We start from the raw sequence: 15,924 nt of genomic DNA on the forward strand, positions 1-15,924 counted from the left end.
TCTTGCCAGCGCGGCCGAACGGCCTAGTCTGGCCGCCGAGATGACCGCGCCCACTATCTCCGCGCCGTTCCTGCGCCACGTGGCCAATTGCGTCGAGCTTACGGGCCGTAGCGCCGCGCCGCTGCTGGAGGAACTGGGCATCGCGCAGGAACGGCTCGACGATCCCGAAGGCCTCATTCCCCTGGCCGCCTTTCTCGCCTTTTTCGAGAGCGCGGCCACCCTCGTGCGCAACCCCCACTTCGGGCTTCATGCCGGGCGGCTGGCCGGTTCGGACAGCCTCGGGCCGTTGAGCTTCCTGTTCCTGAGCGCGCCCGACCTGGGTGCGGCCTTCACCAGCTTCACACGCTATCTCGCGCTGATGCAGCAGGCTTCGCGCAACACCTTCACCATCGGCGATCGTTGGGCCACGTTCGAATACATGGTGCAGGATCAGCGCCTTACCGCCCGGCGGCAGGACGCCGAATACTCGATCGGCGCAATGTTCAGCCTTGCCCGGCAATTCACCGGCGGCACCATCGAATTTCGCGAAGTGCGGTTCGAGCACGAGCGCGTCGGCGACTATGCCCGCTACGCCGACTTCTTCGGCTGCGACGTCTTCTTCGAACAGGAAACCAACGCCCTGTCCTTCGACCGGGGTTGCCTCGAAATTCGCGGCAAGGTGCTCAGTCCGTCGCTGCATCCGATCATCGAGGACCACTTGCGCCGCCGCGAATCTCCGGCGGCAGCGGCGATGGCGAGCTTTGCGGATCGCGTGCGCACCATCGTTGCCGCCACGCCACTCGACCGGCACCTGCCGGCAAGCGACGCGGCAAGGCGGCTGGGATGCTCGTTGCAGACATTCCACCGGCGGTTGGCGCAGGAAGGCGCGAACTGGCGGACGCTTGTCGCGGAACACCGCATGGAAGCAGCCGCGCGCCTGCTACGCGACAGCCGACGCGAGATCAGCGCGATTGCCCTGGCGCTCGGCTATTCGGAAAGCGCCGCTTTTGTCCGCAGTTTCAGCCGCCATTTCGGCCAATCGCCGGGACGCTACCGCCGGCACCTGCAAAATGGCGCCGCCCTCCCGGTGGGAGAGGACGGCGCCAGTTCAGGGTGAACGGTATGGCTGAGGCCCGACAGCCTACCACTTGACCGTGGCGCTGACGCCATAGGTGGCGGGCTTGGCGTAGACCGAGGTCGTGCCGAGCGGTCCGAGGTTGAGCGCATAGGCGCGATAGGCCTTGTCGAAGACGTTCCGGCCGAACACCTGCACCGAAAGGCGATCGTCGTCGGACGTCCAGCTCAGCGAGGCGTTGGTCACGTTGTAGGCCGGCTGGATCGAGGACCGGCCATTGGTGACTTCGAGGAACTGCTTGTCGTACCAGACGCCGTCGACCTGCGCGACGACATTGCCGCCAAAGGCATCGACGTTGTAGCGCAGGACATAGTTCAGGCTCAACTTCGGCGCGTTGGGGAACTGCGCGCCGCTGACCGACTTGGTCGGGTAGTCGCAGAAATAGGTGCCGTCGTTCTGGTCGGTGCAATACTGGGGCACCGACGCTCCCGGCACCAGAACCGACAGGAACTGCGATCCGGCGGTCTGGACGGTATCGACATGGGTACGCTCCCACGTCGCGCCCAGGTTGATATTCAGGTGGTCGGTCGGCTGGAAGAAGGTTTCCAGCTCGAAGCCCGTCGCGTTGGCGTCGCTATTGCCGACCTGCGGCACGCCGCCGATCAGCGCAAAAGCCTGATAGTCGTTGTAGATGTAGTGATAGGCCGTGGCATTGACGCGCAGCGTACGCGAGGGGTTCGACCACTTCACGCCCGCCTCGAACGAATTGAGCGTTTCCGGACGATGCTGGAAGGTTTGCGCGGTGACATAACCGTTCAGCGTGAAGTTGCCGCCCTTGATGCCGCGGTTCCACGAAGCAAACACCAGCGTATCGTCCGCGGGCTTGTAGTTCAGCGTGACGCGCGCGGCGATGTCGCCGTCCGAAATGCGGTCCGCGCCGGGCAGCGTGGCCGAAAACGTCTCGTCCGTGGCGATCAGCGACGAGGCGGCGCCCTCCACCACTGCCGACCGGTAGTCGACCGTCTTGGTATCCTTGGAATAGCGCAAGCCGCCGATCACGGTGAGCTTGTCGGACAGGTCGTATTCCGCCTGGCCGAACACCGACCAGTTCTTCGAATGCAGATTGTAGGTCTCGGCAATCGTCGGCGCGACGCCGGGCAGGCCCGCCGCAAGCGCGGCGCCGATGGCCGGCGCGCCCACCGTGTCCATGCCGCCCTTGATCTTCATGTCGAGGTAGTAGGCGCCCGCCTGCCAACGGAAGCGCTCGCTTTCGCCCGCCAGGCGCAGTTCCTGGCTGAACTGCCGGTAGCGGGCATTCGTGCGGAACACGATGACTTCCACCGGCAGGGCGTCACCGTCTTCCTGGTAATCCTTCCTGAGGTCGGTGTAGTTGGTGATCGCGGTCAGGTTCACCCCGCCCAGGTCGTAGGTCAGCTTGCCCTGGTAGATGTTGGTGTTGCGGTTGAACACACCGGGCGTGTCGCTGAAGTTCTGGAAGGGGCTGGCGGGTTCGCCGGTGATGCCGTTGATGACCCCGCCGCTGCCATTGCCCAGCCCCGCCGCGTCGGTGCCGCAGTAACCGTTGTCCTGCAGGTTGCAGTTGTCGAAGACATAACCGCCGGTCGCGACGTCGTTGTCCTCGCTGTGCTTGACCCACAGGTCAAGCTTGCCGTCGGGGCCGAGATCGGCCTGGATCGTGCCGCGCAGGGCCCAGCCGTTCTCGCTGCCCAGATCCTGCCCGTTGGCCTCGAACACGCCCGGCAATGCCGCGGCCGACTTGATGTAGCCGTCGGCCTTGACCACGCGCCCGGCAACGCGCGCGCGAATGCCGTCCGCCAGCGCCCCACCGACCGCGCCTTCGAGCGCGCGCCGGTCGAAGCGCTCGTAGCTCGCCGTGAGGTAGCCGTTGAACTCCGCCTTGCTGGCGTCGGTCGACAGGTAATGGATCAGGCCGCCGGTTGCATTGCGACCGAAAAGCGTCCCCTGCGGCCCGCGCAGCACCTCGACGCGCTGCACGTCGAACAATTGCCCCGAAAGCCCGTTGATCGACCCCATATAGGCATCGTCGACATAGACCGCGATCGGCGCCTCGAGGTAGTCGGTGAAGTTGTTCTGCGAAATGCCGCGCAAGTTGAAGATCGTGACGTTCGGCGACCAGGCGTTGAGCTGGAGCCCTGGCACCTGCTGGGTGATCTGCGTCGCATCGGTAACGCCCAGCGCCTTGAGCTGATCGCCCGAATAGGCGGTGATCGCGATCGGAACCTTCTGGGCGTTTTCCTGGCGCTTGTTGGCCGTCACCACGATGTCGCCGAAGACCGGGGTCGTCTCTTCAGCAACGCCGGCATTGCCTTGCACGTCCTGCGCCGCGACGGCGGAAGACTGCATCGCCAGGACCAGCAACGAAGCGGAGCACGCGAACTTCACGCAATTCTTCATGATTTCCCCCCAGTGCCTTCGCATCCGCGGGGGCAGACACGAGGCCGGATTGCTATTGTTGTGGCGTGAAGGTTGCGCCTGCCCCCACCACGCCGCTTGCCTTATCTGGCCATTCAGGCGCTCACTGCCCGCCCAGCACCCGGTTCAGCGCAATCTCCAGCCTGTCGAGCGCTTCGTCGAGCAGGGCGTCCGGCATGGTCAGCGCCGGCAGGAAGCGCACGACGTTCCCGCGCAGCCCGCACGACAGCAGCAACAGGCCCTCGCGCGCGCCTTCCTGCACCAGCGCACGGGTCGCATCCGGGTTCGGCCGCGACGGATCGCCATCGTGGACCAGTTCCATCGCAATCATCGCGCCCGGCCCGCGCACGTCGCCGATGGCGGTCATGCCATTGTCGCGCATCCGGCGCAGGCGGGCCTTGATCCGGTTCCCGATGGCGACGGCACGTGCGCACAAGTCCTCGTCGGCAATCACGTCGAGCACCGCCAGCCCCGCCGCGCAGCCCAGTGGCGATCCGCCATAGGTGCCGCCAAGCCCGCCCGGATCGGGCGCGTCCATGATCTCGGCCCGGCCCATCACCCCCGAAATGGGGAAACCCCCCGCCATCGCCTTGGCAACGGTCATCAGGTCCGGCGTCACGCCGGTGGCCTCGCGCACCCAGTCCATCGCGAACATGCGGCCAGTGCGGGCAAAACCGGCCTGGACCTCGTCCGCGATCAGCAGAATGCCGTGACGGTCGCAGATCTCCCGCAAGGCACGGAAGAAGGCATAGGACGCGGTGTAGAACCCGCCCTCGCCCAGGACCGGTTCCAGCACGATCGCCGCAACCGCCGAAGGTTCGATGGCCGAGGCAAACAGCGCCTCGATCCCGGCAATCGCCTCTTCCTCGGAAAAGCCGTGGTAGGGGATGGGAAAGCGCGCATGGAACACATCGCCCGGCATCGGCCCGAACCGCGCCTTGTAGGGCAGGACCTTGCCGGTCATCGCCAGCGTCAGCAGCGTGCGACCGTGATAGCCGCCCTGGAAAGTGATGATGCCGCGGCGCCCGGTATGCGCACGCGCGATCTTCACAGCGTTCTCCAGCGCCTCGGCACCGGTGGTGAAGAAGATCGACTTCACCGGTCCGTCGATGGGAGCAATCGCATTCAGCCGTTCGGCCAGCTCGATGTAGTTTTCGTAAGGCGTCACCTGGAACGAGCAGTGCGAAAACGCGTCAAGCTGGCGCTGCACCGCCGCAAGCACGCGCGGATGCCCGTGGCCGGTGTTGCACACCGCGATGCCGGTGGCGAAATCGATGTAGCGGTTGCCTTCAGCATCGAAGGCCTCGGCATTTTCACCCCGCGCGAAGAAGCGCTGGTGCATCGAGGAGACACCGCGCGGCACGGCGGCTTCGCGACGGGTCCAGAGTTCGGCGTTCGTGGTCATCGGTCGATGCCTCCCATCAGGCAGTATTTGAGTTCGAGGTATTCATCGAGGCCATGGCGCGATCCCTCGCGGCCCAGGCCCGAATGCTTGATCCCGCCGAACGGCGCGACTTCGGTGGAAATGATGCCGTCGTTGACGCCGACCATCCCGTATTCGAGCGCTTCCATCACCCGCCAGATCCGGCCCACGTCGCGAGCATAGAAATAGGCGGCGAGGCCATAGGGCGTGTCGTTGGCGATGCGGATCGCTTGCGGTTCGTCGGCAAAGCGGATGACCGGCACCACCGGGCCGAAAATCTCCGCCGAAGCCACGGCCATGTCGGGCGTTACGTCGGCAAGGATCGTCGGTTCGAAAAATCCGGTGCCCACCGGGGACTTTCCGCCTCCGGCCAGCACCCTTGCCCCGGCCTCGCAGGCATCCGCCACCAGCGCCCCGACCTTTTTCACCGCAGCCTCGTTGATGAGCGGGCCAATGGTCGTACCCGGCTGCGCGCCATCGCCGACGACCAGCGCCGCAACCCGCTCCTGCACCTTGGCGAGGAAGGCATCGTGTACGCTGTCCTGCACGAGAATGCGGTTGGCGCAGACGCATGTCTGGCCTGCGTTGCGGAACTTCGAGGCCATCAGGCCATCCACAGCCGCATCGAGATCGGCATCGTCGAACACGATGAAAGGCGCATTGCCGCCGAGTTCCAGGCTGAGACGCGTCACGTTCGCCGCCGCCTGTTCCATCAGCAACTGGCCCACGCGGGTCGATCCGGTGAAGCTCAGCTTGCGTACCTGCGGATGCGTGCAGAACAGCGTGCCGACGCCGGCCGGGTCATCCGTCGGCACGACCCTGAACACTTCTGCCGGAACGCCCGCCTCGTGCGCCAGCGTTTCCAGCGCCAGCGCCGAAAGCGGGGTGGCTTCGGCAGGCTTGACCACCATCGCGCATCCGGCCGCCAGCGCGGGCGCCACCTTGCGGGTTATCATGGCGACAGGGAAGTTCCACGGCGTGATCGCCGCGCACGTGCCCACGCCCTGACGGATCGTCAGCACGCGCTTGCCATTGGCGAATGTCGGGATGGTGTCGCCATAGGCGCGCTTGCCCTCCTCGGCGAACCACTCGATGAAGGCCGCGCCATAGGCCACCTCGCCACGCGCTTCGGCCAGCGGCTTGCCGCTTTCTGCGGTCACCAGCGCAGCAAGGTCTTCCTGGTGCGACATGACCAGGTCGTACCAGCGCCGCAGGACGACCGACCGCTCCTTGGCGGTTCGCGCGGCCCAGGCGCCGCGCGCGGCATCGGCAGCTTCGATCAGCCGGGCAATCTCCTCGGTAGAGTACGCCTTGACGGTGGCGATCCTCTGCTGGGTGGCGGGGTTGAGCACGTCGAGGCCCTCCCCCGCGGCAAGCGTGGCAAAAAGCATTGATTTTCCGATTGTTCAGATGGCGTTTGAAAGGACAGCCGCAGGAGCGGGGGTGGACGCAAGAAGCGCTCCGTGCCTGCGCATGGGCAATTGCAGCAGCAGGAAGCTGGCGATGAACAGGCCGATGCAGAGCGTCAGTACCGGACCGTAGCCGTTACCGTCGATCAGCCGCGCCGCCAGCAGGGGGCCTCCGCCCAGCCCGGTCATCTGCATGGCGATGGCAAGCGACATCATCCGCCCGCTCGTATCGAAATCGCAGATGCGGCCGAGAATGAAGGGCAGGACGAAGTTCCACAGGAAGTTGAAGCCGCACACGCCCACGGTGAAGAACGCCGCCGAAGGCGCGCCTTCAAGCAGGGCAATGCTGGCAGCGCCCACCAGTATGCCGAAAGCGATGGCGGCGTTGCGGTTCAGCCTGGCGGCGAGGAACACCGATGCCAGCGCGCCGGCAATCGCCACGACCTGCGACAGGAACAGGCTGTCGGCCACCTGCTGCTCGCCAAGCCCGGCTCCGATGCCGACAAGGAACAGAACGGCCCATGCGATTCCCTGGGCAAGGTTGTAGGCAAGAACCCCGGCCAGAGCGACCGCCAGTAGGACGCGGGAAAGCTGGCGGGCTTCGGGATTGGCCATTTCCTGGGCGTGATAGGCCCTTGGGACAAGCGGTACCGTCACCACCGCCAGGGCCGATAGCGCGGCGAAGGCGGCAAACAGGCCCGGCAGGCCGATGGCGTCGAGAATGGCCGGCAACTGCCACAGGGTAAATGCGCCATACGTCAGCAGGAGCACGAGATAGAGCGCCACGTTGCGCTCGGTCCGGCGGGTCACGCCGACGAACGTGAAACTGATCGATATGATCGTGCCTTCGCCAAGGCCCGACACGAACCGGAACAGCGCGAAGAGCGCGCCCTGCGTCGCGGCTGAACCGGCATTGCCCACCACGGCAAGGCCGAGACCGGCAAGGACCACGTGCCGCCAGTCCACCCGCCCGCCGAACATGGCCAGCGCGATGGTGGCAAGGGCGACGCCCAGCATCTCGATGCCGGCAAGGTCCACCGCCGCGGCCTCGCCAAGGCCCAGATGTGTCACATAGCCCTGCACCAGCCCCGGCTGGATGATGAACGAGAGCACTCCGATCGTGCCAAGGAGAATGGCACTCGCGACGGCGGGCCAGCCGTTGACGTCGGCAGGCGACGGCGCGCTCCGGATAGCGCCTGCCCGGATGGCATCTGAATTGCTCTGGTCGGACATTCCTTGAAGACCCTTCCACCGCCGGGATCGACCTTCCGCAAAAGGCGCGGTGATGGAAGAAGATTCCACGCCGGATCGTCGGGCGCTTGGCAGGAACGGTCAATGCAACGCGCCGCGCACCCTTTTCGGCCGGGGCGACATTTCGATCAATTCTTGATGTTTTCGATCAATAACTGCTTCCGGCGAATCGATAGGCTCCTTCCACAACGAGAATGCCACCCAAGTGGCGACCGGGGAGATTTACTATGTCGCGAGCGACTGTGCGTACGGCTGCGCTTGATGGCTGGGACGGAATCCTGGCCGGAAGGACCACCACTGCCCTTGCCATTCCGGAACGTCCGGCGCCTTGCGCAAATCCGTGCGAGGCGACGATCATGGCTCCGGCTTCATCCATGCCGCTTGCCGAATTCGTCCGCTTTTCCGAAGATGTCGTGCGCGAAACCCGCGATGTCGCCATTCCGTGGCTCGCCGGCGTGCACTATGATCTGGCGTCGCTCGGCCCCATCGGGTCAGCCGTCAATTCGGCCGGGAAGGTCGGCACGGCGCTGCGGCGGCTGGTCGATTACTTCGCGCTCCTGCAGGACTGCACCGATATCCGGCTGGAGCGCGAGGACGACATGGCCTCGGTCAGCTACCGCATCCTCGATCCCGACATCTGGCCGCGCCACCACGACGCGATGTTCTCGCTCGGCATCATCGGCCAGATCATCCGGCGCGGAACGCGCGGGGCCTGGGACAAGATCGAGTTCGCATTCGAGGCGGAAAGCCACGAGATGCGCGGCGACATCGGCAAGGTCCTGCGTGCGCCCTGCACGTTCGGCGCCGATTCCAACCAGATCCGCTTTCCCGCCCAGATGCTGGACCTGGCGCTGCCGCAGGTCCAGGGGCCGGATGCCGATATCAGGGGCCTTTCGGGCGAGATTGTGGCGCAGCGCCGCCGCACGCCGCTGGTCGAACGGCTGGCACAGGTCGTGTTCCGCGATCTCAACACCCATGCCATCGAACAGGAACGGATCGCGCGCGAGATCGGCATGTCGAGCCGCACCATGCGCCGCAAGCTCGCCGAGGAAGGCAGCTCGTTCCAGCAGGTGCTGGACGAATGCCGGATGCGGCAGGCGGTGTTCGAGTTCCGCACCCGCCCCGACCTTTCGATCGCCCAGATCGCCCTGCGGCTCGGCTATGCCGAACACAGCAACTTCACCCGCGCGTTCCACCGCTGGAGCGGCATCTCGCCCCACGCCTGGCGGGCACGGCTGAACCAGACCGCGCACTGAAACCCCAAGACAAGTCACTATCCAAGGCCGATCCCATGACCCGATTGCTGCTGCTCGAAGGAAACACCGCCGACAAGCGCGCCAGGGGGCGCGAACTGGGCGTGCGCAGTTCGAGCGAGATCTACGCACAGGCGATTGCCGCGCATTTCCCCCGGATCGAACTGGACGTGCTGAACGGCGCCGACGAAGGCGAGGCGATTCCCCACGACCGATCCTGGGCCGACTACGACGGGTTCGTCGTCACCGGCTCGTCGCTGCACGCATACGACCGGGAATTTGCGGTCACCAACCAGATCGCCCTCGTGGCCCAGGCGGCCGAACATGGACTGCCGATCTTCGGTTCGTGCTGGGGATTGCAGATCGCGGTCATGGCGGCGGGCGGAGAGGTGGCCTACAATCCGAGGGGTCGCGAGGTAGGCTTCGCGCGCAAGATCGCGCTCAACGATGCCGGGCGCGCCCATCCCATGTTCGGCGCGAAGCAGCACGTTTTCGATGCGCCCTGCATCCACTACGACGAAGTCGTGCGGATGCCCGATGGCGCCACGCTGCTCGCGTCCAACGGCCACAGTCTGGTGCAGGCCGCGGTGATCCCGCTGGGTCAGAGTGAAGTCTGGGCAGTGCAATACCATCCCGAATTCGACCTCGCGCAGCTCGTCCAGCTCTACACCCTCTATGCCGCCGACATGATCGCGCAGGGCTTCTTTTCCAACGAGGCCGAACTCGTCGCCTACCGCGACAAGATCGCGCGGTTGGCGCAGGATCCGACCGATGCAGGGCTGGCGTGGCAACTGGGCATCGACGCCGACGTGCTGGACCCGCGGCAGCGCGCGGCGGAGATCATCGCCTGGATCGAGAGCCGAGTCCTGAACGGCACCTAAAAGCACCTAAAGGCACCTGGATGCACACGGGACAACGGAAAGGGGGCCTCGCGCCCCCTTTCCTGTACCCTAGTTCCAGCCGCCGTCCGGCTTGTCGAACCAGACGTGGACCTGGCTGGTCCCGGTCGCGTTCTCGTAGTCCGAGAACTGCCGCCCCTTCGCCTTCCAGCCGCGTCCGCCGCATGCCGCCGCCATCATCAGGTAGTGCCCGAAGCGGGCCTCTGGCGCGTGGCGCAAGTAATCGGGCATCGTATCAATGACTTGCGCATGGTTGCCTTCGGCAAACCAGCGCAACCGCTCCATGTCGGCCTCCCGCGCCTCCGGGCTGGAAATGTGAACGGGATCAGAGGCTTCGTGCAGCGGGATCTGCCTGAATGGCCAGAACCGGTGGCTCATCGATCCGCTGGCGATGAGAACGACCCGCTTGTCGGATTCCGCGATCGCCCTGCCGATCCCCTCGCCCACCTTCAGGAAGTCGTCCGGCTCCCCCGAATAGGCGTGGCTGACGGAGACCCACTCCTCCTCTCCCTGAAGGAAAGTGGAAAGGTTTACAGTGGGATAGTGGATCGGAAGCCAGGGGTCGTCGATGGCCGTGGTGCGTACCCCGGCCTCGGTCGCCCGTTCCGCCATCGCGTGGGCGAGCGCCGGACTGCCTTTCAGGTCGTAGGGTATCTGCTTCATTCCGCGCGGCAATTCGTCCGAGGTGTAGAGCCCGGTCCGCCTGCCGTGCGCGGCGATGCAGAATTCGACGATGGTGAACCAGTGCGTGTCGAACAGCACGATGGTGTCGGGTTTCAGCACGTCGAGCACTTCGGCCTTCAGCCGATGCAGGCCCGGTACAAGGCTGATTTCCTTGCCTTCGTTAAGCTCGAAGCGGTCTTCCTTCGACATCATGATGGTCGGCGCGTGCGCGACGATGCCGGCTCCGATGATCTCGCCCATGGTGATCGCGTTCCTTGTCCTGAGGATCGCCGATCCTGTTAGGCGCAAGTCCGGCCGACCTGAATAGCCCCCGTCGAGTCTGTCCGCTTATGCCAAGTCCCCCGCGCCTCGCCGGGACTAGCACCGCATCAGGACTGGAGGACCAGATGCAATTTCCCTTCTCGCGCTCGACCAACCCCAACGTCGACCTGTCATCGCTCGACGCGTTCAACGAGGGCGCGCCCTTCGCGACTTTCGACCGCATGCGCCGGGAGGACCCGATGGCGTGGTCCGAAATGGTCAACGGCGATCGCGGCTTCTGGTCGGTGACGCGCCATGCCGATCTCCTCGAACTGAACCGACAGGCGGACCTCCTGTCCTCGGCCAAGGGCATCCGCATGGAGGACCAGACCGAGGAGGAATACGAGGCGCGCAAGACCTTCCAGGAAACCGACGCGCCGCACCACCGTGGTTTCCGTGCGCTGGTTTCCAAGGCCTTCTCGAAAGGCACCGTCGCCGGCTTCGAGGACCAGATCCGCAAGATCGTGACCGACCTGCTCGACGTGGCGCTGGCCGAGGGCGAGTTCGACGCGGTCGACCGCATCGCGCGACGCCTGCCGATGCAGATGCTCGCGCAGATCATGGGCGTACCGCAGGAAGACGGGCCGTGGCTGGTGGAAAAGGGCGACGCGCTGATTTCCAACTCCGACCCCGACTATACCGATTTCGTGGTCGATCAGGTGGATACGGAAGCCTACCGGATGCTGCCGTTCCGCTCGCCTGCGGCGGTCGAGTTGTTCGACTATGCCAACGGCCTGCTCGACCGGATGGACGCGGGCGAACAGATCGGGGTGCTGAACCTTGTCCGCGAGCCGACCAGCACCGGCACGCGAATGAGCCGCGACGAGTTCCGCAACTTCTTCTGCCTTCTGGTCGCAGCCGGAAACGACACGACGCGCTACTCGATCTCTGCGACGATCCACGCGCTCGCCAACAACCCCCACCTGTTGCAGGCGCTGAAGGACGGCGACTTCACGAGCTGGGAAGCAGCCGCGGACGAGATGATCCGCTATGCCTCGCCCACGACGCACTTCCGTCGCACCGCCACCCGCGACTTCACCTTCCACGACCGGCACGTGAAGGCTGGCGACAAGGTGCTGCTGTGGTTCATTTCGGGCAACCGCGACGAGACCGCCATTCTCGATCCCTACACGATCAACCTTCGCCGGGAACGCAACCCGTTCCTCTCGTTCGGCCAGGGCGGCCCGCACATCTGCCTTGGCATGTGGCTGGCCAAGCTCGAGGTCGCGATCGTCATGCAGGAACTCGCCAAGCGCCTCTCCAGCATCGAGCAGGTCGCGGAGCACAGCTACCTGCGGTCAAACTTCATTCACGGCATCAAGCACCTGCCGGTTCGCATTGTCGCCCGCTGAACGCAGTCCGCAAAGGACTGCCGGAAAAAGCGGAAGCGACCTGGGGAGACACATGAACACCATGCCGAAGATCGACGCTCAGTTCGCGCAAGGTCTTGCTGCGGAGCGATGCCGCGTCCTGTTCGCCGACCAGCTCAACCTCGCGCGCGGCAAGTACGTGCCGATGGCGGATGCCGCGCGGGGGCACACCCGCATGTGCGTGGGGACCTTTGCCGTGACCTATGACAAGGCGCTGGTCGCCGCTCCCGGCGGGGGGATGCTCGACGGCCTGCCGGACATGGAGGTCACCTTCGACCCGCAGGCACTGCGGCCGTCCTGGGACCCGGGCACGAAGATCGCGCTTGGCAGCCTGCGCTTCAAGGGCGAACCCTTCGCGCTGTGCGGGCGCAGCGCGCTGCAACGCGCGATCGACGCCTGGCGCGCGCGCGGGCTGGAGCCGATGGTGGGCATCGAGATGGAAGCCTATGTCTTCCAGCGCGGCGCCGATGGCGGCTGGGTGCCCTATGACACCCCCGGCGCCTTCGTCTATGGCACCGGCCCGTTCTCCGACCCGGCGGGATTGATCGACGAGATCTGGCGCACTGCCGAGGCGTGCGGCATTCCGGTGGAATCGATGAACGCGGAGTTCGACGCCCCGCAGTTCGAACTGACGCTGCGCTATGCCGACGCGATGAAGGCGGCGGACGATGCCTTCCTTTTCCGCCAGATGGCGCGCGAAGTGCTGTATAAACGAGGCTACCTGCTGTCGTTCCTGCCCAAGCCATTTGCGCAGAAAAGCGGCAGCGGCCTGCACTTCAACCTGAGCTTCACCAAGGACGACGGCGGCAACGTCTTTGCCAACGACGTCGCGACCGGTACGCTCTCACCCGAAATGAAGGGCTGCATCGCCGGGCTGATCCGCCACCACGAAGCGCTTGCCGCGATCATGGCGCCGATAACCAACAGCTATGCCCGCCTCCAGCCAGCCAGCCTTTCCGGATACTGGGCGAACTGGGGCATCGACCATCGCTCGGTAACCGTGCGAGTATCGGCCGAGACAGGCCCAGCAGCACGCATCGAGCACCGCATGGCCGATTGCGCCGCCAGCCCATACTTCGCGATGGCAGCCATGCTGCAGGCCGCGCTGCTCGGCCTCGAGAACGGCTACGACCTGCCCGAGCCGGAAACCAACGACGGGCTGGAGACTATCAACACCGACCGTCACACACCGCACTGCCTGTCCGACGCTCTGGATGCGCTGGAGGCGGACACGGCTCTGGCATATGCCGTGGGCGCGGACCTCGTCGCCAACTTCGTCGCGATCAAGCGCGACGAAGTGCGGATCGTCGGCGACCTGAGCGAGGCCGAACAACTCGCCTACTACCTGCATTACGTCTGAGGTCCCCATGCGCGAACGCATCGACATTGCCGGCATTCCCGTTTCGCCCGATCATTTCATCGGCGGCAAGCGGGTGTCATCGCCCTATACCTTCGAAACGCGCTGCCCGTTCGACTGGTCCTGGAAGCTGGCGGACATTTCGCGCGGAACGGTGACCACCGCAGCTCAGGCCGCGCAGGCCGCGACCGACGCCTTTCCGGCTTGGGCGGCGCTTTCCGCCGCAGAGCGGGGCGCCTACCTCCACAGGCTGGCGGATCTGATCGAGGCCAATGTCGAGAAGCTGGCCATGATCGAGTGCCTGGACATGGGCATGCTGCTGGAAAGCCTGCGTCTGCGCGTGATCCTGCGGGGCGCCGCCAACTTCCGCAACTACGCCGATCTTGCCACCGGGCATGAAGAGCGGGTGTGGTCGTCGCGCGGAACGCTGAACCGCGTCATCCGGATGCCAGCCGGGCCGGCTCTGATCATCACGCCGTGGAACGCGCCGTTCATGCTTTCCACCTGGAAATGCGCGCCCGCGCTGGCGGCAGGGAACACGGTGATCCTGAAGCCGGCCGACTGGTCGCCGCTTTCGGCCTCGATCCTGGCGGACCTGATCGAGGAAGCAGGCTTCCCGGCCGGTGTCTTCAACATCGTGCAGGGCCTGGGCGCGGAACTGGGCAATGCCCTGACCTCGGATCCGCGCATCAAGCGCATCAGCTTTACCGGGTCGGTCCCGACCGCCCGCGTAATCGGCAAGGCCGCAGCCGAGAACATTGTGCCGTTAACCGCCGAGCTTGGCGGCAAGTCGCCGCTGCTGGTCTTTGCCGACGCGGACATCGATGCGGCGGCGAAGAAGGCGGCGGGCCAGTACGACGACAGCGGACAGGTGTGCATGGCCGGCACCCGGATCATCGTGGAAGAAAGCGTGAAGGACGAATTCCTCGCGAAATTCCACGCCTATGCCGACGCCCACGTGATGGGCGACAGCCGCGATGCCGCGACGACCATGTCGGCCCTGATCCATCCCGTTCATGTCGAGCGCGTACTCGGCTTCATCGAGCGGGCGCGGGCGGCGGGTGACGCCATCGTTCGTGGCGGAAGGCTGTGGAAGGAAGGGTCGAACTGGATCGAACCCACGCTGATCGAGCCGAAGAACAACCAGAGCGAAGTCGTCCAGAGCGAGGTGTTCGGCCCCGTCCTGACCTTCCAGACCTTTCGCGACGAAGCGGAAGGCGTGGCGCTGGCAAATTCCACCGCCTACGGGCTCTCGGGCATCGTCTACACCGGCAGCGCCGAGCGGGCGGAGCGGGTCGGACGCCAGGTCCGCGGCGGCACGGTGTGGGTCAACACCTTCCTCGTGCGCGATCTTACCGCCCCATTCGGCGGCATCGGCATTTCCGGCATCGGCCGCGAGGGCGGCGACTATGCCCTGGACTTCCACTCCGACCTCAAGACCTTGCAAATCCTGGAGGGGAGCGTCGTCTGAAACTGCAGCCCCGCGATAGCCGGATGGCCGACTAACCGCGCGCTTCGGAGGGCAGGACGCCGAACAGTTCGCGGAACTCGCTGGCGAGCCGCCCCTGGTGCCAAAGCCCGCAGCGTGCGGCCAGATCGCCGATGCTGACCTCGGCATTGGACGGATCGCGCAGCATCTGGCGCAGCGAATTGAGCCGCAGCACCTTGATGTAGCGGCCGGGCGAGGTGTCGAAAGCTTCGCCGAACGCCTGTTCGAGCGACCGGCGGCTGACGCCCAGCGTCCTGGCGAGCCATTCGACGGTGACCGGGTTGTGAAGGTTGTGGTCGATCAGCCTGATCGCGGCGGTCAGCGCAGTGGTGCGGCAATCCCCCGCGACGCGGTGCTGGTTCTGCGTCCTGGCCGAACTGGCGCATGTCCACGCGGTCACACTGAGCACCGCCTCGTGAAAGGCGGCGGCGCTTGCCTGGTCGAATGACCTGTCGGCCTGGGGACTGCTGAAGCGCTGGTAGGCCTCGGTCACGAGCCCGCGCAGCGCGGTGGTTTCCGCCGGATCGAGGAAGATGTCTGCGCGCAAGCTGTCGGGATCGAAGTTGTAACGTGACCGCAGGTGATCGGCCGCCTCTCCGGCGATGGAAATCAGGCAGACGCGGGTGTTGGCGCCCGCGCTCAGGCGCGCTTCGGCACCGGGGGCCATGACTACCCCCGCGTTCCGGATCCGCCCGACCTGGTTGTGGGTCGTCGGCTCGCCCGCCTCGAGTATCAGCGCGACCTGTGCGGTGCCGAAAGGAACAGCCGCGACCTGCAGCACGCGCTTGTTCACCTGTTCGAACGAGACGACGAGGCCGGTGCCGAAATCGCAGGTGGCCATGGTCCCGCAGAACGGCCCCGGATCGACCTGCATGTAGTTCTGGTCGAGCGTGAAGAGGCTTCTGGCCTGCGCATCGACATCTTCATGCACTGTCCTGAGAAAAGTCGGAAGCTTTGCGCATTCTGGATACATGAGCGGCA

At 65.5% G+C, this 15,924-nt stretch carries 12 protein-coding genes; 6 read left to right on the top strand and 6 right to left on the bottom strand.

Features of this window, described 5'->3' with window-relative positions:
- The first annotated feature begins 40 nt into the window (after positions 1-40).
- Positions 41-1,096 carry an AraC family transcriptional regulator gene (locus SARO_RS21070; RefSeq protein ID WP_011446242.1) on the top strand — a complete coding sequence of 352 codons (1,056 nt, stop codon included), beginning with the start codon at positions 41-43 and terminating at the stop codon, positions 1,094-1,096.
- A 24-nt stretch (positions 1,097-1,120) separates the two neighbouring features.
- Here the strand turns inward: SARO_RS21070 and SARO_RS13115 are convergent, their stop codons facing one another.
- From SARO_RS13115 to SARO_RS13130, 4 genes are all read right to left on the bottom strand, one after another.
- Positions 1,121-3,478 carry a TonB-dependent receptor gene (locus SARO_RS13115; RefSeq protein WP_234007361.1) on the bottom strand — a complete coding sequence of 786 codons (2,358 nt, stop codon included), beginning with the start codon at positions 3,476-3,478 and terminating at the stop codon, positions 1,121-1,123.
- A 133-nt stretch (positions 3,479-3,611) separates the two neighbouring features.
- Positions 3,612-4,913: a 4-aminobutyrate--2-oxoglutarate transaminase gene (gene gabT / locus SARO_RS13120; RefSeq protein WP_011446244.1), complete on the bottom strand. Its 1,302-nt coding sequence runs from the start codon at positions 4,911-4,913 to the stop codon at positions 3,612-3,614.
- Positions 4,910-6,322: an NAD-dependent succinate-semialdehyde dehydrogenase gene (locus SARO_RS13125; RefSeq protein WP_011446245.1), complete on the bottom strand. Its 1,413-nt coding sequence runs from the start codon at positions 6,320-6,322 to the stop codon at positions 4,910-4,912. Before SARO_RS13125 ends, gabT begins: the two co-directional genes overlap by 4 nt.
- A 15-nt stretch (positions 6,323-6,337) precedes the next feature.
- Complete coding sequence (locus SARO_RS13130; protein WP_011446246.1) at positions 6,338-7,573, bottom strand: MFS transporter; 1,236 nt, start codon at positions 7,571-7,573, stop codon at positions 6,338-6,340.
- 245 nt (positions 7,574-7,818) lie between these two features.
- Here SARO_RS13130 and SARO_RS13135 point away from each other — a divergent pair, with 245 nt between their 5' ends.
- Both SARO_RS13135 and SARO_RS13140 read left to right on the top strand, forming a co-directional pair.
- On the top strand, positions 7,819-8,847 hold the full coding sequence (locus SARO_RS13135) for an AraC-like transcriptional regulator QhpR (RefSeq protein ID WP_011446247.1): 1,029 nt from the start codon (positions 7,819-7,821) through the stop codon (positions 8,845-8,847).
- 35 nt (positions 8,848-8,882) lie between these two features.
- Complete coding sequence (locus tag SARO_RS13140; protein ID WP_011446248.1) at positions 8,883-9,725, top strand: type 1 glutamine amidotransferase; 843 nt, start codon at positions 8,883-8,885, stop codon at positions 9,723-9,725.
- Between the two features lie 69 nt (positions 9,726-9,794).
- On the opposite strand, the gene SARO_RS13145 is transcribed toward SARO_RS13140, so the two are convergent.
- Positions 9,795-10,667 carry a 3,4-dihydroxyphenylacetate 2,3-dioxygenase gene (locus SARO_RS13145; protein ID WP_011446249.1) on the bottom strand — a complete coding sequence of 291 codons (873 nt, stop codon included), beginning with the start codon at positions 10,665-10,667 and terminating at the stop codon, positions 9,795-9,797.
- A 146-nt stretch (positions 10,668-10,813) separates the two neighbouring features.
- Between SARO_RS13145 and SARO_RS13150 the strand changes: the two genes are divergently transcribed.
- From SARO_RS13150 to SARO_RS13160, 3 genes are read left to right on the top strand one after another with little or no spacing between them, the layout of a single operon-like run.
- Positions 10,814-12,079: a cytochrome P450 gene (locus SARO_RS13150; protein WP_011446250.1), complete on the top strand. Its 1,266-nt coding sequence runs from the start codon at positions 10,814-10,816 to the stop codon at positions 12,077-12,079.
- Between the two features lie 52 nt (positions 12,080-12,131).
- Positions 12,132-13,457, top strand: coding sequence for a glutamine synthetase family protein (locus tag SARO_RS13155; protein WP_011446251.1), 1,326 nt, complete (start codon positions 12,132-12,134; stop codon positions 13,455-13,457).
- Between the two features lie 7 nt (positions 13,458-13,464).
- Complete coding sequence (locus SARO_RS13160) at positions 13,465-14,925, top strand: aldehyde dehydrogenase (RefSeq protein ID WP_011446252.1); 1,461 nt, start codon at positions 13,465-13,467, stop codon at positions 14,923-14,925.
- A 31-nt stretch (positions 14,926-14,956) separates the two neighbouring features.
- Here the strand turns inward: SARO_RS13160 and SARO_RS13165 are convergent, their stop codons facing one another.
- A complete protein-coding gene (locus tag SARO_RS13165; RefSeq protein ID WP_176929331.1) occupies positions 14,957-15,874 on the bottom strand; it encodes a helix-turn-helix domain-containing protein in 918 nt (305 codons plus the stop codon).
- Between the last annotated feature and the right edge of the window lie 50 nt (positions 15,875-15,924).

Source organism: Novosphingobium aromaticivorans DSM 12444 (genome assembly GCF_000013325.1).
GTDB lineage: Bacteria > Pseudomonadota > Alphaproteobacteria > Sphingomonadales > Sphingomonadaceae > Novosphingobium > Novosphingobium aromaticivorans.